At 39.5% G+C, this 20,055-nt stretch carries 19 protein-coding genes; 2 read left to right on the top strand and 17 right to left on the bottom strand.

The window, feature by feature from the left end; translation table 11 throughout:
- Positions 1–2 precede the first annotated feature (2 nt).
- The 17 genes from AAGS61_RS01365 to AAGS61_RS01285 all read right to left on the bottom strand — a co-directional run bounded on the left by AAGS61_RS01365 (position 3) and on the right by AAGS61_RS01285 (position 18,690).
- Positions 3–791, bottom strand: a complete 789-nt coding sequence (locus AAGS61_RS01365) for a DUF3388 domain-containing protein (RefSeq protein WP_391366532.1) — start codon at positions 789–791, stop codon at positions 3–5.
- Between the two features lie 198 nt (positions 792–989).
- The gene (locus tag AAGS61_RS01360) at positions 990–1,244 is read right to left on the bottom strand and encodes a DUF3243 domain-containing protein (RefSeq protein ID WP_391366530.1); all 255 of its coding nucleotides are present in this window, start codon (positions 1,242–1,244) and stop codon (positions 990–992) included.
- 42 nt (positions 1,245–1,286) lie between these two features.
- Positions 1,287–2,015: an elongation factor P 5-aminopentanone reductase gene (ymfI, locus tag AAGS61_RS01355; protein WP_391366529.1), complete on the bottom strand. Its 729-nt coding sequence runs from the start codon at positions 2,013–2,015 to the stop codon at positions 1,287–1,289.
- Positions 2,015–3,313, bottom strand: coding sequence for an EF-P 5-aminopentanol modification-associated protein YfmH (gene yfmH, locus AAGS61_RS01350; RefSeq protein WP_391366527.1), 1,299 nt, complete (start codon positions 3,311–3,313; stop codon positions 2,015–2,017). The genes ymfI and yfmH overlap by 1 nt, the downstream gene beginning before the upstream one ends.
- Positions 3,314–3,315: 2 nt before the next feature.
- Positions 3,316–4,578, bottom strand: coding sequence for an EF-P 5-aminopentanol modification-associated protein YfmF (gene yfmF / locus AAGS61_RS01345; protein ID WP_391366525.1), 1,263 nt, complete (start codon positions 4,576–4,578; stop codon positions 3,316–3,318).
- Positions 4,579–4,812: 234 nt separating this feature from the next.
- Entirely contained in the window at positions 4,813–5,775 is a 963-nt protein-coding gene (locus AAGS61_RS01340) for an ABC transporter permease (protein WP_391366523.1), read from the bottom strand.
- Position 5,776: 1 nt separating this feature from the next.
- Positions 5,777–6,823 carry an ABC transporter permease gene (locus AAGS61_RS01335; protein ID WP_391366521.1) on the bottom strand — a complete coding sequence of 349 codons (1,047 nt, stop codon included), beginning with the start codon at positions 6,821–6,823 and terminating at the stop codon, positions 5,777–5,779.
- A 3-nt stretch (positions 6,824–6,826) separates the two neighbouring features.
- Complete coding sequence (locus AAGS61_RS01330; RefSeq protein WP_391366520.1) at positions 6,827–8,356, bottom strand: ABC transporter ATP-binding protein; 1,530 nt, start codon at positions 8,354–8,356, stop codon at positions 6,827–6,829.
- Positions 8,357–8,592: 236 nt separating this feature from the next.
- Positions 8,593–9,693: a BMP family lipoprotein gene (locus AAGS61_RS01325; protein WP_391366518.1), complete on the bottom strand. Its 1,101-nt coding sequence runs from the start codon at positions 9,691–9,693 to the stop codon at positions 8,593–8,595.
- Positions 9,694–9,748: 55 nt separating this feature from the next.
- Positions 9,749–10,477 carry a GntR family transcriptional regulator gene (locus tag AAGS61_RS01320; RefSeq protein WP_391366517.1) on the bottom strand — a complete coding sequence of 243 codons (729 nt, stop codon included), beginning with the start codon at positions 10,475–10,477 and terminating at the stop codon, positions 9,749–9,751.
- Positions 10,478–10,669: 192 nt separating this feature from the next.
- Positions 10,670–12,937 carry an FtsK/SpoIIIE family DNA translocase gene (locus AAGS61_RS01315; protein ID WP_391366515.1) on the bottom strand — a complete coding sequence of 756 codons (2,268 nt, stop codon included), beginning with the start codon at positions 12,935–12,937 and terminating at the stop codon, positions 10,670–10,672.
- Positions 12,938–13,035: 98 nt separating this feature from the next.
- Positions 13,036–14,703 (bottom strand): ribonuclease J, encoded by a 1,668-nt coding sequence (locus AAGS61_RS01310; RefSeq protein WP_391366513.1) that lies wholly within the window; start codon positions 14,701–14,703, stop codon positions 13,036–13,038.
- 332 nt (positions 14,704–15,035) lie between these two features.
- Complete coding sequence (gene dapA, locus AAGS61_RS01305) at positions 15,036–15,947, bottom strand: 4-hydroxy-tetrahydrodipicolinate synthase (protein WP_391366510.1); 912 nt, start codon at positions 15,945–15,947, stop codon at positions 15,036–15,038.
- A gap of 13 nt (positions 15,948–15,960) precedes the next feature.
- On the bottom strand, positions 15,961–17,001 hold the full coding sequence (locus tag AAGS61_RS01300; protein ID WP_391366508.1) for an aspartate-semialdehyde dehydrogenase: 1,041 nt from the start codon (positions 16,999–17,001) through the stop codon (positions 15,961–15,963).
- An 83-nt stretch (positions 17,002–17,084) separates the two neighbouring features.
- Positions 17,085–17,675: a dipicolinate synthase subunit B gene (locus AAGS61_RS01295; RefSeq protein ID WP_391366506.1), complete on the bottom strand. Its 591-nt coding sequence runs from the start codon at positions 17,673–17,675 to the stop codon at positions 17,085–17,087.
- The gene (locus AAGS61_RS01290; RefSeq protein ID WP_391366504.1) at positions 17,669–18,433 is read right to left on the bottom strand and encodes a dipicolinate synthase subunit A; all 765 of its coding nucleotides are present in this window, start codon (positions 18,431–18,433) and stop codon (positions 17,669–17,671) included. The genes AAGS61_RS01295 and AAGS61_RS01290 overlap by 7 nt, the downstream gene beginning before the upstream one ends.
- Complete coding sequence (locus AAGS61_RS01285; protein WP_391366502.1) at positions 18,430–18,690, bottom strand: YlmC/YmxH family sporulation protein; 261 nt, start codon at positions 18,688–18,690, stop codon at positions 18,430–18,432. Before AAGS61_RS01285 ends, AAGS61_RS01290 begins: the two co-directional genes overlap by 4 nt.
- A gap of 148 nt (positions 18,691–18,838) precedes the next feature.
- Here AAGS61_RS01285 and AAGS61_RS01280 point away from each other — a divergent pair, with 148 nt between their 5' ends.
- Positions 18,839–19,219 carry a GntR family transcriptional regulator gene (locus AAGS61_RS01280; RefSeq protein WP_391366501.1) on the top strand — a complete coding sequence of 127 codons (381 nt, stop codon included), beginning with the start codon at positions 18,839–18,841 and terminating at the stop codon, positions 19,217–19,219.
- Positions 19,216–20,055, top strand: a complete 840-nt coding sequence (locus AAGS61_RS01275) for an ABC transporter ATP-binding protein (RefSeq protein ID WP_391366499.1) — start codon at positions 19,216–19,218, stop codon at positions 20,053–20,055. The genes AAGS61_RS01280 and AAGS61_RS01275 overlap by 4 nt, the downstream gene beginning before the upstream one ends.

Below are 20,055 nucleotides of genomic sequence, written 5' to 3'. Positions count from 1 at the left end.
ATTTAAAAATTAAAGCCCCCGAAATCATTTACTGAAGACATTATATTGTTTTTTTCAATGATTTCATACGTAATTTCTTCGTCTGGATTATTACGTAATTCAATAATATAATCGAAATCCTCGATTTTATATTCCGAATGCTGCACGAAAATATCGGGATGTTCGATTACTTTGATTGTGTCCATGCCCATCATTTCACGTACTAATTGCTGATGTCGTTCATCATTGGATCGTCTTGTGACCGCCCCGTCTAGTATAAAAATATTATTACCGTGAAACTCGTCACCAATAAGTGCATTTCGAACTGTTTGCTTAATCATGGTGGAAGAAAGAAAAATCCAACGCTTATTTGCACAAACACTCGCTGCCACAATAGACTCCGTTTTTCCAACACGTGGCATCCCTCGAATACCAATAAGCTTATTGCCTTCTTTTTTAAAGAGCTCCGCCATAAAATCCACTAAAATTCCTAATTCACTCCGAACAAAGCGGAAGGTATTTTTCTCATCCGCATCTTTTGGAATATAATGACCATGACGAACCGCTAAACGATCACGTAACTTTGGTACGCGGAACTTCGTTACATGAATATTTTCCATCGTTGATACAATGGAAATAAACCGCTCAATCGACTCATCTTTTTCTGCTTTCACAAGCATTCCTCGACGCCCTTCATCTACCCCATTAATCGTCACAATATTTACACGAAGCATACCTAGTAATGACGCAATATCACCTAAAAGCCCCGGACGATTTACCTGAATTTCGTATTCAAAATACCATTCACCCATGAATGTATCTGTCCTCTCTAATTAGAAACGCCTTAAACTCTTATAAGTTCCATGATAGCTGATTTTATATGTATTGAAAAGTTGGAAACAACGGTTTTTATATCAATATTTTAAATTTGGGCAATATCAGGGGCTTTTTATCAAATTTTTAAGGAAAATCAAAAGGGAAACCTTCGAGGCTCCCTTTTGTTGTCCATTTTAAGACACTTTATTTTCCACTAATTTTACAATACAGCGTGCCATCGCTTGCTTTTCGTCAGATGAAGCAACAGACCATAAATCTGCAAGAACACGCTCTTGTTCATTTTGAGGTTCGATATTTTTGGCTAAATACTCCCCAATTTGAACAGCTGCACGGTCAATCATTTTAGATGACATCCCGTCGCTTTTCGCATCTTCTACTTTTTCACCTAAGAAATGCGTCCACTGTTGCCAGTTTTCTAAAATACCCATGTTTTCGCCTCCTCTCGCCACTAGTATGTGCGAGAATGCGAATTATATGTACCAACCACCATTTACATGAACAATTTGCCCCGTTACATAATCAGCTGCACCACTTACATAAAACCGTGTCATTTGCGCGACATCTGTCACAATTCCTAATCGTTGCAATGGAATTTCATTCACAAGCACTTGTTTTTCTTGCTCTGTTAAATGATTATTCATCTCCGTATCAATAAAACCAGGCGCAATGGCATTCACACGCACCCCGTTATAAGCCGCTTCTTGTGCATACGCTTTTACAAAGGCATGCTGCGCTCCTTTCACAGCCGAATAAACGACTTCACCGGCAGCACCGACAGCACCCCAGATGGATCCGATAAATAATATATAACTTGTGTCATTTGCACGCAATTTATTTGAAATAGTCGCGATAAGGCGCATCGGATTTTGGACATGTACTCGCCACAGTTTTTCCATCTCATCAATAGGTGTATCCTCTAATAACTGAGTGTATGCATGCCCATTGGCAAAAATCACAGCCTGTACCGAAAAGAGTTGTTTCGCTAATTCGTCTGCTGCATCGCTTTTGGAAAAATCAGCTTGCACGCTAATGAACTCCTGTGTTGGATACTGTTGTTGAAGGGTCAAAGCAAGCTGCTGCACGCGTTCAATCCCACAATGAAAGTGTAGATAAAGAGACCAACCATCTTGCGCTAATTCATCACAAATCGCGCGTCCGATTGCACCAGACGCGCCACATACTAAAGCAAATTTTTTCATTATTTACGTTCACTCACAGGCAGCACTTTAAATACGGTTTGTTGTTCTTCACCTTGTAGTGATGTAAACGCCTCTTGAATATCAGTTACCGTTAATTGTTCAATCGTAGGTACGACATCAAATAAATTCATCTCATTAAACTTATAACGTGTAAATTGGTTGGCGATAAATTCTAGCGAATTTAACGCACGTAAGAAGTACCCAATTCTTTTTCGCTTAATGCGTTCTACATCTTCCGTAGTGAAAAGAGCGCAATCTTCGGCTTCTTTTAAACGGTTCTTAATCGCTTGAATCAATTTTTCAGCGTTATTCGTATCTGAGCCGATTAAAGCAAAACCAAACCCTTTTTCAAGTGAGAAATCATAAGCATACGATTCATCAATGATGCCTTGTTCATAAATATCCATATAAAAACTAGATGCACGACCAAATAAGCATTCTAGAGCAATCATGACTGCAAGCTCATGCTTTAACATGTCATTGCCTACTAAATCTACTGTTTTTGCCTTTAACCCGACATATACTTTTGGCTTTTGTACCGCCATAAAGATTTCACGTTCTTTCATCGCTACTGCTGCCGGCTCCTCATCAAATAAACTTTCTAGTGTAGGTGGCTCTGGAAATTCTTTCTTGCTTTGATTCGCTTCAATCAGTGACATCATTTCCACCGGATCTACACCACCCACTACAAATAACAACATATTGGATGGGTGATAAAATGTGTTATAGCATGTATATAAATGATCCGCTGTAATTTTATCAATGGATTCAATTGTTCCTGCGATATCGATTTTCACCGGATGATGTTGGTACATGTTTTCAATCGCCCCAAAATATAAGCGCCAATCTGGTAAATCATCATACATTGTAATTTCTTGCCCAATAATTCCTTTTTCCTTTTCCACTGTCGCTTCTGTGAAATACGGGCTTTGGACGAAATCTAATAATGTTTCGGTACTTTTATAAATATGGTCTGTCGCGGAAAATAAATACGCTGTACGTGTAAAAGACGTGAAAGCGTTTGCTTGTGCACCGACTTCACTAAACTTTTGGAACACATCCCCTTCTTCTTTTTCGAACATTTTATGCTCTAAAAAGTGCGCAATACCGTCAGGAACGGTAATCGGCTCAGACTCACCAATCGGTATAAATGTACGATCAATCGAACCATAGTTTGTTGTAAAGGTTACATATGTTTTAGAAAAACCTTTTTTCGGTAAGATGTAGACGTCAAGACCATTGTCTAGCTGCTTATAATATAATGTCTCATCAAGCTGGTTAAATTCAATCTTTTGCAAAATTAGTCCTCCTTACCGCACAAGAAATAAATTGCTTCTTGTTTTACTTGTTTAGCCATTTGTTGAACATCTTCTTTCGTGACTTCTTGCCAACGAGTTGCCCACGTATTAATTGAAAATGGTTCATTTAAATCTTTATATTGGTCGTATATTTCAATTTGACCACGCGCGGAATCAAGCGCCTCTTTTAACTGATTCGTTAACATCGCTTTTGTTTGTGTGAGCTCTAACTCTGAAATTTCACCGTTTTGCATCGTTGTTAATTGTTCATTAATCACATCGATTGCCTTTTTCTCATTAGACGGTTCAATACCAGACGTCACAAAGACAAGCCCGTAATGTGACGCATAGGAACTGGATGCATAATAGGCTAAACTTTCACGTTCGCGGACATTCATAAATAATTTTGAGTGCGCGTATCCGCCAAAAATGCCGTTAAAGATTTGCATTTTAGGGAAATCTTCATGCCCGAAATACACCGGTGTTGAAAAGCCGATATGGAGCTTTCCTTGTTTCATTTCCTGCTGTTCTTTCGTATATGGTTCTGGGGCTGTATCCACTTCAATCTTTGGTTTCTTTTCATGCAACGCGCGATCACCAAACGATAATGCTTGACGAAGCTGCTCTGTCACTTGTTCTACGTCAATATCACCAACCACATAAATATCAACGCTATCATTTTGTAACATGGCATCGTATGCTGCTTTTAGTGACTGCGGAGTTACAGCTTTTACTGCTTCAATTGTACCATTTGCCGAAATAGATGCTGGATGATTCGGACGTAAAATTTGTGTGAGTCTGTGCTGTGCATAACGTGCCTTATCATCAAAAATGGAGTGAATGCGTTCCAATACCATTTCTTTTTCCCGTTCTACAATGGATGGCACAAATACATTATTTTCTAGATTAGGGCTAAAAATAACTGTGTGCATTAAACGCAGTACTTCTTGTAATACATTTGAGTTGGCTAAGTACTGATCATTCACCGTTTCTACATTTAATAAAATTGTATGCTCGTTTCCACGTTTCATTGTATCAAAATAAAGCACCGTACCAAATAAATCATCTAAATAGCTACGAAATGCTGCGGATGTTTTGAACTTTTCATTTGAATGTTGTAGCACATTCGATAACACCGTACGTTCCGCCGCATCCTTTTCTGTTAATGGGCGTCGCCATTTGATCGAAAAGTTGACCGTTTTAAATTGCGTCGTTTGTCGGGTATGTAAAGCAACGCCCTTCGCTAATTGTGTTGTTAAAAACAAAAAAACCCCTCCTGACTACCTAATGAAATGCATATATACTCTCTATTACTATACATGTGAATATGCGCATATTGCAAAAGTATTATACAACTTTTAGTAAAACAGCATATGCTCATCATGAGAAAAAGCCGCCTCAAGCTGAGACGACTTTTATAGCTATACAGTTGAACTGTTATTTTGGCAAACATGTTCCCTTACTAAACACACGGACGAAATATATATTGTTTTAAAATCTTATCGTTTGCCTTTAATATAAGGCGTACCCGTTGCTTTTGGTGCTGTCGCTTTTCCAATAAATCCAGCTAAAGCTAAAATCGTTAACACATACGGTAAAATCGTTAAGAATACAGGTGGAATTTCCTTTACGTATGGAATAGTACCACCTGCGATACTTAACGCTTGCGCTAAACCGAAGAATAGCGCTGCCCCCATTGCACCAACTGGATGCCATTTCCCAAAGATCATCGCAGCAATCGCCATAAACCCTTGGCCGTTAATTGTAGCGTGTCCGAAATCATTTGTAATCGTTTGCGCATAAATCGCACCACCGATTCCTGCTAACCCACCTGAAATCATCACGGCTATATAGCGCATTTTGGTAACATTAATCCCCATTGTGTCTGCCGCCATCGGGTGTTCTCCAACCGAGCGCAGACGTAAGCCGAATGGTGTTTTATAAATAATAAACCATGCCACAACCGCTAGCGCAACGGCTAAAATCGATGTACCATATAAATTATGGAATAATAATGGTCCAAGGAATGGAATATCTGATAATAACGGAATATCAAAGCGTGCAAAGCGTTCTGAAATGAAATCCGTTTGGCCTTTCCCCTCGAACAACATTTTCACAGAGAATAGCGCGATTGCTATACCTAATAAGTTCAATGCTACCCCTGTAACGGTTTGGTCAGCGCGGAATGAAATAGCCGCTACCGCTAAGAATAACGAGAAGATAGCGCCCACTACCATAGCGGCTACAAGAGAAGCCCATGGTGTAAAGCTACCGAACATATCCGCTGTAAATAAGTTAAAGACAATCCCTACAAAGGCACCAATCACCATGATCCCTTCAATCCCGATGTTGACAACACCCGAACGCTCTGAGAATACGCCACCAATCGCACCGAAAATTAGCGGAGCGGCGTAGAAAATAGCAGAAGGGACGATGAAATATAATACTTCTAAAAAGCTCATATTAGTTGCCCTCCTTTTTGCTACCAAACTTTTCTAATAATACACGAATGACGTAACCCGATGCTACGAAGAAAATGATTAATGCAATAATAATCGATACAATTTCTGTCGGAATACCCGCAGCATTCGGCATATTTAACGCACCGAATTTTAATGAACCGAATAATGATGCACCAAACACTACCCCAAGCGGTGTATTTGCACCAAGTAAGGCAACCGCAATACCGTCAAATCCGATCCCTGTAAATCCACCTTTAACAGAGGCATAACCGAATGTACCAAGCGCCTCCATCGCACCGCCAAGACCGGCGAACATACCTGAAATCGTCATCGCTAAAATAATATTTTTATTAACACTCATCCCTGCATATTCTGCTGCATTGTGATTAAACCCAACTGCCTTTAATTCGAAGCCGCGTGTTGTGCGCTCTAGTAAGAACCACATGACAAATACCATGATTAATGCGACAACAATTCCCCAGTGAAGACGAGAATAATCTGTTATTTGCTCAAACCAAGAAAAACGCAAGGACGCGGATTCTTGAATTTTTTCTGTACGGTCGCCACCGGACCAGTACTTAATCAATGCATTCGTAATATGAAGTGCCGTGTAGTTTAACATAATTGTCGCAATAACTTCATGCACACTAAATCTAGCCTTTAAGAAACCAGCAATAAATGCCCAAAAAGCACCTGCAGCTGCTGCAGCAAGTAATGCTAATGGTAAGTGAATAAACTTAGGTAAGCCTTCGAATGCATAACCGACATATGCTGCGGCTACCCATCCCATAATTAGCTGACCTTCAACCCCGATATTGAATAACCCTGTACGGAAAGCAAATGCTACCGCTAAACCAGCTAAAATATACGGTGTAATTTGGCGAATCGTTTCACCAATAGTATAAACATCTCCAAAAATACCGTTCCAAAGTGCGATGTAACCTGCAACTGGGTCGTAACCAGACACAACCATTACAATCGCCCCTACGATTAACCCTAACACAACAGAGATAGCAGGAACGAGAATGTTAATCAACCGATTTGACATAAATTATTCGTCCCCCTTCCTTTTCTTTGACTGACCTGCCATTAATAAGCCAAGCTCTTGCTCAGTCGTTTCACGCGGATCTAATGTATCGACAATTTGCCCATCATAAATAACGGCAATGCGGTCCGATACATTCATGACCTCATCTAATTCAAATGAAATTAATAAAACTGCTTTTCCTTTATCACGTTGCTCGATTAAACGACGGTGAATAAATTCAATCGCTCCTACATCAAGACCGCGTGTCGGTAGCGCTGCGATTAATAGCTCAGGATTTCGGTCTACCTCACGTCCAATAATCGCTTTTTGTTGGTTACCACCTGATAACGCACGTGCGGGTGTTGCTTCCCCATGACCTGTCCGCACGTCAAACTCTTCAATAATTTTATTCGCCTTTTTCGAGATTTTCTTATAATCGATTACGCCAAACTTTGAAAATTCATCTGTGTAGTACGTTTGAAGCGCTATATTATGACCAACTGAAAAATCAAGTACAAGTCCGTGTTTATGACGGTCTTGCGGGATATGTCCTAAACCTGTTTCTGTAATTTCACGCGGCTTTTTATTCGTTACATTGACCCCATTCATGATCACTTGTCCGCTTTTTACTTTACGTAAACCCGTAATCGCTTCGATTAATTCAGATTGACCATTCCCATCAATTCCGGCAATCCCGACAATCTCACCTTTACGAACGGATAAATTTAGCCCCTTCACTTTCTCTGTTCCACGGTAATCAAGTACAACTAAATCTTTCACGTTTAATACTTCATCTGTTGGATTCGCTGAACCTTTTTCTGTTTTGAAAGTGACTTGACGTCCGACCATTAATTCGGCAAGTTGGTCTGGATTTGTTTCAGCTGTGACCACTGTTCCAATCCCTTCCCCTTTACGAATAATCGTGACACGATCAGAAACTTCCATAATCTCTTTTAATTTGTGTGTTATTAAAATAATAGATTTACCTTCTTTAATAAGACGCTTCATGATCTGGATCAGCTCCGTGATTTCTTGAGGCGTTAAAGAAGCAGTAGGTTCGTCAAATATTAAAATTTCAGCTCCACGGTAAAGTGTTTTTAAAATTTCCACACGTTGCTGCATTCCTACTGAAATATCTTCAATTTTTGCATATGGATCTACATCTAAACCATATTTTTCAGATAGCTTGGCAATATCTTTGGCAGCGTCTTTAATATTCACGACACCTACTTTTGTCGGCTCGCTACCTAAAATAATATTTTCAGTAACTGTAAAGTTTTCCACTAACATAAAATGTTGGTGAACCATCCCAATCCCAAGATCGTTCGCTACATTTGGGTCTGTAATCTTTACCGATTCCCCGCGCACTTTAATATCACCAGCTTCTGGCTGATAAAGTCCGAAAAGTACGTTCATTAAAGTCGATTTACCTGCACCGTTTTCACCTAGTAGTGCATGAATTTCGCCTTTTTTCAGTTGGAGAGTGATGTTGTTATTTGCTACGAATCCGCCAAATTCCTTACGAATGCCGAGCATTTCAATCACGTATTCCACTCGATTCACTCCTTTAGGCTCATTTATATGAAAGTAATAAAATTAACACAAGAAAGGTTTTTTACATAAAAACCTTTCATCTATTAATTTTCGCCAAACACTACTAAAATCCTGCTCTAACGCCTAAGTAGAACGCTTACATTTAAATTCACAGAATTATCGAACGGCATTCTTTAATTACAAAATCATCATAGAGATTACCGAGAATCTCTATGATGATGGACAAAACATATTGATTATTTAGCTTCCTTTGGTTTTTCTGGTACTACGATTTCACCAGAAGCAATCTTTGCTTTGTAGTCTTCTACTGTTTTTAATACGTCCTCTGGGATGGCACCGCGAGAGTCAGCTAAACCAACACCATCTTCCGCTAAACCGTAAACAATTGTTTCACCGCCTGGGAATTTACCTTCTTTTGCACGGTTTGCAATATCAATTACCGCATGCCCTACGCCTTTTAGCATAGAAGTTAATGTGATGTTTTGGTCACCTACTTGACCTTCTGCGTATTGGTCAGCGTCTACACCGATTACCCATACGTTCGCATTTGGATCTTTTTCTTTACGCTCTTTTGCTTCTGTGAATACACCATTACCCGTACCGCCTGCAGCGTGGAAGATAATGTCTACACCTGAAGAGTACATACGATTTGCAGCTGTTTTACCTAATTCTGCTTTATCGAATGCTTCTGCATAGTACACATCAATCTCGATATCAGGGTTCACAGCTTTTGCACCTTCCACATAACCTGCATGGAAACGTTCGATTACTGGAATGGATTGTCCACCTACGAAACCGATTTTACCTGTCTCAGACATTGTTGCAGCTACGACACCTGCAAGGAATGCCCCTTCTTGCTCTTTAAACAGGACAGATGCTACGTTTGGTGCATCTACGACAGAGTCAATAATGGCAAGTTTTGCATCTGATCGTTGCTCCGCAATTTCAAGCACTGCATCGTTCATTAAATAACCTACGCCAAATACTAAGTCAAAATCGCGACGTAATAATGCAGTTAAGTTTGTATTGTAGTCAGCATCTGATTTTGATTGTAAATAGTCGAAACCACCATCGCCTTTTGTTAGCCCGTTGTCAGTACCCCACTTTTCGATACCTTCCCAAGCAGACTGGTTGAATGATTTATCATCAACACCACCAACGTCTGTTACCATAGCAATAGAAAAGTCCCCAGCGGCTTCTTCTGTTGTGCCGTTATCACCCGTTGTGTCATTATTTGAAGTATCTTTTGCTCCATCGTCATCGCTACCACATGCCGCTAAAATAGCACCAGTTGCTACCACAGATGAGATTAATAAACCAAATTTACGTTTTTTCATAATCTAGTCCCCCCAAATTTTTCATTTTTTAATTAGTAGGAAATAAAAATATGTTCTACACCCTTTTACGAACTACATGGAAACTGAATTTATCAGCTCTAAAATAGTTCTTTGAATATAGCACTACTTTATCATTATCATCGTAGTGCAGTTGTTTTAATACGAGTAAAGCTGTCTCTGGCCCACATTTTAAAATCGGTGAAACGACTTCATGATAGCCTACTGGATCAATATATGTGATGGCATACGCTACACGAATCTGTCCCGACTTTTCAAGGGCAGAGAAAATAGATAAATCTTCATTTTTCAAAAATTGCTTTGGCAAATAGCTTGATGGTACTTTATCTATACAGTACACAACCGGTTCACTATCTGCCGTTCTAACACGTTCAATTGTAATTACATTGTCATCAATGTCGGTTTGGAATCGGTTTAAATCGTTTTCTGTTGGTTCATCTTCCACTGCACTCATAAAAATTGAGCCAGGCTCCATACCTGCCTTTTCAATCATTGATGATATACTCGAAAGCTGTTCAATTCCTGATGTGAAAACTGGTTTCGGATTGACAAATGTTCCTACGCCATGACGACGTACAATAACGTTTTCCTCTTCCAGCAATCTTAGCGCCTCACGTAAAGTTGCACGACTGACTCCAAGCGATTTTGACAGTTCAAATTCAGAAGGAAGTTTTTGGTTTTCTTGATAAATCCCCTTTTCAATATCTGATTTTAAACGATCAATTACTTGTAAGTACAAATGACGATGATCTGTTTTTATTGTCACATTAACCACCACCAAATTAGAGATCAGACATCTGATGTACAACATTCCTACTAATTCGTTGAATAATATAACACTTTTAGCTTCTGATGAAAACACATTTCAGCAAAAAGTATATATTAATTTGTTTATTATGGTGGAATAAGCTCTTTTTAGACATAATTCATAAAAGACGAAATATACTGTCACTTCTCTTTATTCTATCATTGATTTTGTGACTAATACTTGTCTAGGTCTACTTCCATCAGGCGGACTTACTACACCCCTCATCTCCATTTGATCCATAATCCGTGCGGCTCGTGCATAACCGATTCGAAATTTACGTTGTAACATGGACACGGATGCACTTTGCATATCAATGACAAGTTGAACCGCCTCATCATACAAAGCATCTTTTTCATCGGCCATTTCTTGTACCGGTTCATCCGTAGGGATCATCGCCTCCTCATATTGCGCTTTTTGTTGTGAAATGACATAATCGACAACCGCTCGTACTTCTCCATCTGATAAAAAAGCGCCCTGTACACGTACTGGCTTTGAAGCGCCTGCTGGTAAAAACAACATATCGCCTCGGCCAAGTAGCCGTTCAGCACCGCCCATATCTAGTATTGTGCGCGAATCAATCGCACTCGATACGGCAAATGCAATACGCGATGGTATATTCGCTTTAATAATACCAGTAATGACATCAACTGACGGTCGTTGTGTCGCTAAAATTAAATGAATCCCCGCCGCACGTGCCATTTGCGCAAGACGCGTAATCGAATCCTCTACCTCACCTGGCGCAACCATCATTAAATCAGCCAACTCATCTACGATTACTACGATGTATGGAAGTTTCGATTGTTTTTCTTCATGTTCTAAATTATGTTGGTCAATGTATTCATTATACCCTTCGATGTTTCGCGTACTTGTATGGGAAAATAAATCATATCGCCGTTCCATTTCAGACACTACTTTTTGAAGAGCTTGTGCTGCTTTACGAGGATCTGTCACGACAGGCGCAAGCAAATGCGGAATGCCATTATACACATTTAACTCTACCATCTTCGGGTCAATCATCATCATTTTTACTTCATACGGTGCTGCCCGCATTAAAATTGAGATAATAATCCCATTAATACATACGGACTTCCCACTCCCTGTAGAACCTGCAACGAGTAAGTGTGGCATTTTGTTTAGCTCTGCTAACTTGGCTTGCCCTGTAATATCACGCCCAAAACCGATTAATAATTTTGCATCTGGGCGATTATTTTCTTTAGACTCTAGTACCTCTCTTAACGTGACAATCGCAATCTCACTATTCGGCACTTCAATACCGATTGCAGACTTCCCAGGAATCGGTGCTTCAATGCGAATATCTTTTGCTGCTAGAGCTAACGCTAAATCATCCTGCAAACTCACAATTTTACTAACTTTTACACCGACATCGGGCTGTACTTCATATTTGGTCACAGCTGGACCGAGATGTACTTGTGTGACACGCGCTTTTACACCAAAACTATGAAAGGTTTGTTCTAATTTTTTAGCATTCCCTTGAATGACTTTATATTCTCCGCTTTGATCATGTTCTGGTGGTGCATTTAATAATTGTAAGGAAGGCATTTTATAAAAGGCATTTTCAGCATAGTTTGTGACATCGATCGTTTCATCTATTACATGTCCATCATCTTCATCTGCACCAAACTCATCCCGTCCACTTTGCTCCACATTTTCGGTAAAGGCCGAAATCACAGGTTCATAATAGTCAATCGTCTCTACCGTTGCGACTGTCTCTACTGCTGCGACCGCCGCTTCCTCTTCGGTTCGGGTTTTTCGTTTGGTGCGTCCGGTGGGTTTTTCCGCTTTCATTCCTTTAAGCTTATCTTTCACAGTCGGTCCTTTTTCTATAATGAAGGGAACGAGTGCTTTTCCTGTAATTAAAATTAGTCCTACAATCATTAACACCATTGCCGCAATTTTCGCACCCGTTGCATCAAATAACACATGAAACATACTAAAGAGAAAAGCACCAATTAAACCACCACCAAGAGAATCACTACGATTGATTACTCCATCTGAATCAATTAAAATACGCCAAGTCTCACGGAGAACGGAATCACTTAACAATAACTTCCCTTTATGCAGCTGTTCAAAAAGAATAGAATGACTAAATACCATAAAGCTACCTAACATGAGCATGAGACCGATAATAATACGATTATTCAGCTTCACACCGCGTCTTCTAACCATTAACATACCCGCGATAAACACACATAAAAATGGCACAAAGAAATGTAAATTACCTAGCAAAAACAGCGACACCGTATAAACGACTTGCCCAACTAAACCGAGTTCAAAAAATGCAATCATCGCAAAAGCAATGAGCATGATACCTATAATTTCATACGCTAACGGATGCAGCTCTTTACTTGCTTTTGTTTGTCCTGTTTCTCTTTTTTTATTCTTTTTTCTGGCCATCATTTCACCTACTTTCTTGAATCAACATCCTCTACATACCCATTCGAAAAAAAAGGATTTCCTTTCTGCCATGTGAGCGAAAGAAAATCCTTTTTTGCATCTTAATATTCCATAATAATTGGGATAATCATTGGGCGGCGTTTCGTTTTTTGGAATAAGTAAGTATTTAGTTCGTCACGGATCTCTTGTTTAATATTTGTCCATTCAAACGTATCTTTATTTACATACTTTTCAATTACTGTACGCGCGATCTCTGAAGCTTCAATCATAAGTTCTTCTGATTCACGCACATAAACGAATCCGCGTGATAAAATTTCGGGACCTGACGCAATTTTCTTTTGTGCGCGGTTTAACGTCACAACAACGATAAAAATACCGTCTTGCGAAAGCAATTTTCGGTCACGTAATACGATATTGCCCACGTCTCCGACACCGATACCATCAATTAAAACATTGCCAGCTTGTACACGGCCACTCATTCGAATTTTGCCATTTTTACATTCGACAATATCCCCTTTATCCGCGATAAAGATTTGTGATTTTTTCATACCGATTGACTGGGCTAACTTCGAGTGCGCAATGAGCATACGGTACTCGCCTTGGATAGGGATAAAATATTTTGGTCGCATCAGATTTAACATTAACTTCAAATCTTCTTGGCTACCATGACCCGACACATGTACTTTTTTATCGGCTGCTAACACTTGCGCTCCTGCTTTTGCGATTTGGTTCATCGTGTTATACATTTGCACTTCCATCCCTGGTGATGGCGTAAATGTAATGAGTACTGTATCTGTGCCTTTAATTTTAATATCGCGATGATGTTTGCGTACAATTTTATCAAGTGCTTCTAATGGCTCCCCTTGATTACCTGTCGCAATAATGACAATTTCATCATCTTGATATTTATGAATGTCGCTTACAGGAATAAGCATATCTTCATCAAGATCTAAATAACCTAAGTTCACCCCAAGGTCTACAACTTTTTCAAGCGATTTGCCCACTACCGCTACTTTTCGGAATGAGTTTTGCGCTTGCGTAAAAACTTGCTGAATACGAATAAAGTTCGATGCATATACAGCAACTAAAATACGCCCTGGTGCCGCATGAAACGTTTTTGCTAAACGCTCCGCAATAACCGTCTCGCTCGTCGTATAGCCTGGACGTTCTGCTTCTGTCGAATCAGACAATAACATAAATACGCCTTCTTCACCAAGCTGTGCCATTTTCGCTAAATCTGGACGGAACTTGCCTTGTGCCGATTGATCGAATTTAAATTCGCCCGTATGCACAATCGCTCCTTCTGACGTATGGAATACAACACCTAATGAGTCCGGAATTGAATGTGTTGTATGGAAGAAAGTTACATATGTCGAATGAAAATTCATGCGACTTTTATTTGTTACTTCAAAGAATTTTACTTGATGCGGTGCAGGTAATTCTTTTAAATGCTCCTTTGCAAGCGCAATCGTTAGTTTTGAACCGTATACTGGTGCTTTTATTTTTTGTAATACGTATGCAAGTGAACCAATTGCATCTTCATGTCCGTGTGTTAAGAAAATCCCTTTTACACGTTCTTTATTTTCTTCTAAGTACGTAATATCTGGAATGACAATATCAATCCCTAGCATTTCGTCTTCAGGGAACATTAACCCACTGTCTACAACGAAAAGCTCCTCGTCGATTTCAACTACATACATCGCTTTTCCGATTTCCCCTACTCCACCAAGCGGAATAATTCGGATTACTTCATTTTTCGTTTTATTCACTATATTTCCTCCTAAGAAAAGCGCATTCATGCTCGCTCATCTGTGAGTAGCACAAGCACTCCAACAAATAGCATGAACACCTAGACATTTCTCTATATAAAAATTTTATTTATGATGAAATTATCCCGAACAGCAACCACTTAAATCTCATTATACGTGGAGTTGAGCATTAGCACAAATTAAAAAAACAATGAACTTGATAATTTTTCAAAATATCAATAGGATGAAATTAGTTCACCATGTATTTTATAGAAGGAACCTTCATTTTATATTTTTCTTCCGCAATATAAAAGCCAGCATGAATACTCTTCACGCTGGCTTGTAAAATTTTATTATTGTACCGCTAATTCGCGGAAGTGCTTTGCTTTTTCTTGGTACGTATCCCAAATTTGATCGAATGCTGCTTTTTCTTCAGGTAGCATTTCCATCATTGGCATGCGCACGTCTAACGTATCAAATCCAAGTTTTGTCATTGCATATTTAATCGGTGATGGGTTTGGCTGTGCGAATAGTGCACGCACAAGTGGAAGCAATGCTCGATGAATTTTTGCAGCTAATTCATGGTTGCCTTCATCAAACGCTTTTAACATTAATTGCATATCACTACCTATAACATGTGATGCGACAGAAATAACACCTGCACCACCAATGGCATATAGCGGTAATGTTAAACCATCATCCCCACTGTATACTTTGAAATCCGGTTCTACATTTTCAATAATGTCACCCATTTGATCTAAGTTACCACTTGCTTCTTTAATGCATGTAATATTTTCGACATCGCGACTTAAAGCGATGGCCGTTTCGGCTGCAATGTTAGCCCCTGTACGACCAGGGACATTATAAAGCATAACCGGTAGCGACGTTTCTTTCGCGATTGTTTTAAAGTGAGCATACATACCACGTTGGTTTGGCTTATTATAGTACGGCGTTACGAGCATAATGCCGTCAGCACCATTTTTTTCCGCGTTATGTGTCATCATAATCGAGTAAGCTGTTTCATTATCGCCAGTACCTGCAATGACCGGAATACGACCTGCAACCTTTTCGACTGTAAAACGAACTACTTCAATTTTCTCTTCAGTAGACATCGTTGGGTTTTCTGATGTTGTACCACATGCAATAATCGCATCTGTCCCATTGTCTATTAAATGATTAATAATGCGTTCTAATTCTGGATAGTTAATCGTGCCATCTTTTTTGAACGGTGTAATCATTGCCGTTCCGATACGACCTATATTCATACTCCGCACTCCTTTATAATAAGTTATCCTCAATCATCGCTTCTGCAATTTGAATTGAATTTAGTGCCGCACCTTTTAATAAGTTGTCAGCAACAATCCATAAGTGGAAGCCTTTTGGATTATCTAAATCACGACGGATACGACCTACGTATGTTGGTTCTTCACCTTCCGCATAAATTGGCATTGGGTATTCTTGGTTCGTGATATCATCTTGTAATACGATACCTGGCGCATCTTTTAATGCAGCAAAAATCTCTTCAACTGTTGCTTCTTTCTCAAGCTCGATATAGACTGATTCAGAGTGACCTGACACAACTGGTACACGTACGCAAGTTGCAGCAACATGAAGAGCCGGTAGCTCCATAATCTTTTTCGTTTCGTTAATCATTTTCATTTCTTCATATGTGTAACCATTGTCTGTAAATTTATCGATTTGCGGAATAACATTGCGTGCGATTGGATAATGTTTTTTATCTGCTTTAGCAGGTAAAACATTTGCCTCTACATCCTTGCCTTTTTCCCACTGTTCAGATTGCGCTTTTAGTTCTTCAATTGCGGCAATACCTGAGCCAGAAACTGCTTGGTATGTAGATACAACTACTTTTGTTAAACCAAATGTTTCACGAATTGGTTGAAGTGCTGCGACCATTTGAATTGTTGAACAGTTTGGATTGGCGATAATGCCTTTCGGAATATCTTTTAATACATGACGATTTACTTCAGGTACAACAAGCGGTACTTCTGGATCCATACGGAAATGACTCGTATTATCGATTACAATTGCACCACGTTTTGCTGCTTCTGGCGCTAATGCTGCTGATACAGAACCACCTGCTGAAAATAAAGCGATATCCACACCTTCAAAAGCTTCTGGTGTTGCTTCTTCAATTGTATATGTTGTGCCATTAAAGTCCATTGGCTTACCAGCTGAACGTGCTGATGCTAAAAATTTGATAGAACCGATTGGGAAATTACGTTTCACTAATTGCTCCATCATTTTCGAACCAACTGCGCCAGTTGCACCAACTACAGCGACATTATATTGCTTTGTCATTATTTCATCTCTCCTATAAAAATCTAGTTACATAATGTTGGATATTGTATCATAAAAAACGTGAGTTGTGTACGGTTATTTGATTATTTCAAAAACTGTATAATTATAGGTTGCAATTGTTTTTTATAAGCGAGCGCATAGTGAACAGTATCGAGCATTTTACTGAAATCAGCGATCATTGACGTAGGTTTATTGATAGGGTCATCTTGCCCAAATGGTATAAAATATACATTTTTAGCATTCATCAACTTCGCTATATTCATAAAGTTTAAACCAAGTGCATCATTCGTCGATATCCCTAATACGACCGGGCTTCCATTGCGCAATGTTGCTTTGGCAGCCATTAGTACGGGGGAATCGGTTGCTGCGTTGGCAAACTTACTAATCGAGTTACCTGTCATTGGTGCAATCACCATACAATCAAGTGGATTTCTTGGTCCAAAAGGTTCCGCCTCTACGATGGATGAAACGACTTTTTCCCCCGCCACTGCTTCTATTTTTTGAATCCACTCTTCACCTGTGCCAAAACGTGTTGCTGCGTGCAAAACGGATGGCGTAATAATCGGCACGACCGTTGCACCGGCGTCTGTAAAGTATTTGATTTTGGGCACGACATCTTCGTATGTGCAATGTGAAGCTGTAATACCGAGCCCAATTCGTTTTCCCTCTAACATTCACACCCCTCCACAATTGAGTCATATAAGAGCTGTGCTGCATCATCAGGGAAGTACTTCCCAGGTAATGCAAGCAGTAACTCATAGTCACTACGTGTCACATAATATAAACACCCTGGTGCTGAAGCTAAATCATAAATCGGCATCTTAATCACTTCGCTAAATGACTGTGTTAGCCATTGTGCAGGTATTGTATTGATCAGTGCTGTCGCTTCTTTTATATATTGAGGCTGTAAATAGATTGCCTCATATCCGAGCATCGCTGCTTCATATTTTTGTGTGTGAGAACGTACAGCAATTGTAACGTTGGCATGTAAGCCTGTTAATGCTTGCGCAAGCAACTTCGCGACACGTCCGAAACCTGTCACAATAAAATGTTTACCGCGAATCGTTTGCCTTTTTTCATAAAGATACGAAATAAAGCTCTCTGCTGTTAGTCCCGCGTTTTTCCAAATAAATGATTCATTTTCTAAATACGGAACGACTTTTTCTTGCTTGAGCATTCCGCGCCAATCATCTGTTAAACGACCTGTAAAAAATGTGACATGTTTTGTACCAAGAAGAAGTGGCACATCCAGTGTTAATGGCTGAATTGGGAGTACAACCTTATCTGGGCAAAAATCAAGTACTGTTGCATTGACCCCTGCATCCCAACCTGTCGCCTTTTTATAAAAAATTGTTCGATTTGGTGATGACATTTTCTTGGCAAGTTCCTTCATCCGAGCGTCCATACCGATTACTAACCAACGCTCTGTCATTTTCGATCATACTTTTTGATTCGAATTTTTTGAAATAAAATGCGGTCCTCACCAATCAGTAAAATTTCATCCCATGGGATAAATACATGTTCTTGTTTCTTTTTGGCAAACGGTAAACGCATTGGTGCTGTTAATTCAAAACCATGAATTTTTCCTGTTTTTGTATCAAATAAACATTCCGATTCAGCTAAATAACCGTATCTTACGCCATTTTCCACTTCGATTAGTTCTTTTTCTGCCAACTCAGATAATCGCATTATTTCCCTCCTCAGTAACGAGCTTAACACTACTATATGCATACGATTTCCTATTGTGTGACGAGAACTATAATTCTTTTCCCTAGACCGAAACCCCAATATCTGTATATACTGTATATATACAGTTAGGCTGAAGGAGGATAGATCCGTGATCATTAAACTAAGTAATGCGAGCGAAAAGCCAATTTATGAACAAATTACCGAACAAATGAAGCAGGCTATTTTAAGTGGGGCATTGCTTCCTGGTGATGCACTCCCTTCCATTCGCATGCTTGCAAAAGAATTAAAGATTAGCGTGATGACAACAAAGCGGGCGTATGCAGACTTAGAGCGAGATGGTTTTATCGAAACAGTTGCGGGGAAAGGGAGCTTTGTTGCGGAGCGTAATCAAGATTTTTTACGAGAAGCATTAATTCGACAATTAGAAGAACATTTGATGAAAGCTGCGGGACTTGCGCGTACGGCGGGCATGTCGCACGCCGAATTACTCGAACTGATGACATTGTTATTGGAGGATGAGGGGAAATGAATGCGATTGAAGTAAAACATGTTTATAAAAAAATAGGGGAATTCGAGCTACGTGATCTATCGTTTAGCTTGGAGCAAGGAACTGTCATGGGTTTTATCGGCCAAAACGGGGCGGGTAAATCGACAACGATTAAGTGTATATTGAATTTGTTGAAAATTACGACCGGAGAAATCTCTGTATTTGGTAAAAATCATATACAGCATGAAGTCGAAATGAAGGAAGACATTGGTGTTGTGTTTGATGAACTCCATATTCCAGATAGCTTAACTAGTATTGATTTAAATAAATTTTACGGCAACGTCTATAAAAATTGGGATAGCACATATTTTTTTAACTTGCTTGAAAAGTTGGATGTATCAAAATATACAAAAGTAAAAGATTTATCACGAGGAATGAAGATGAAGCTATCGCTTGCACTTGCCTTATCCCATCATCCGAAATTGCTCATTTTAGATGAACCGACAAGCGGCCTCGACCCGATTGTACGAGATGAAGTGCTTGATATGTTGCTTGTCTTTATGGAAGATGAATCGCATTCCATTTTATTTTCCTCGCATATTACAAGTGATTTAGAGAAAATTGCGGATACCATTACATTTATTCATAAAGGGGAAATTGTGTTTAGTGAAAGCAAGGATGTATTGCTCTACGATTACGGCCTTTGGAAAGGAACAGTGGCGCAAGCGACAGAAATCTCGGAGCATGCGATTTTAGGGAAGCGAAAATCGGCATTTGGTATAGAGCTACTTGTTAAACGTACACTTGTCAGCCCTGCATTTACATTGGAAAAGCCAACGATTGATGATGTGATGGTGTTTTTCGTTAAAGGAGCGTGA

The sequence above is a fragment of the Lysinibacillus sp. KU-BSD001 genome (genome assembly GCF_042920265.1).
GTDB lineage: Bacteria > Bacillota > Bacilli > Bacillales_A > Planococcaceae > Lysinibacillus_B.
Note: the sequence above shows the minus strand (reverse complement) of the source record. Positions and strands in the feature narration are given on the sequence as shown.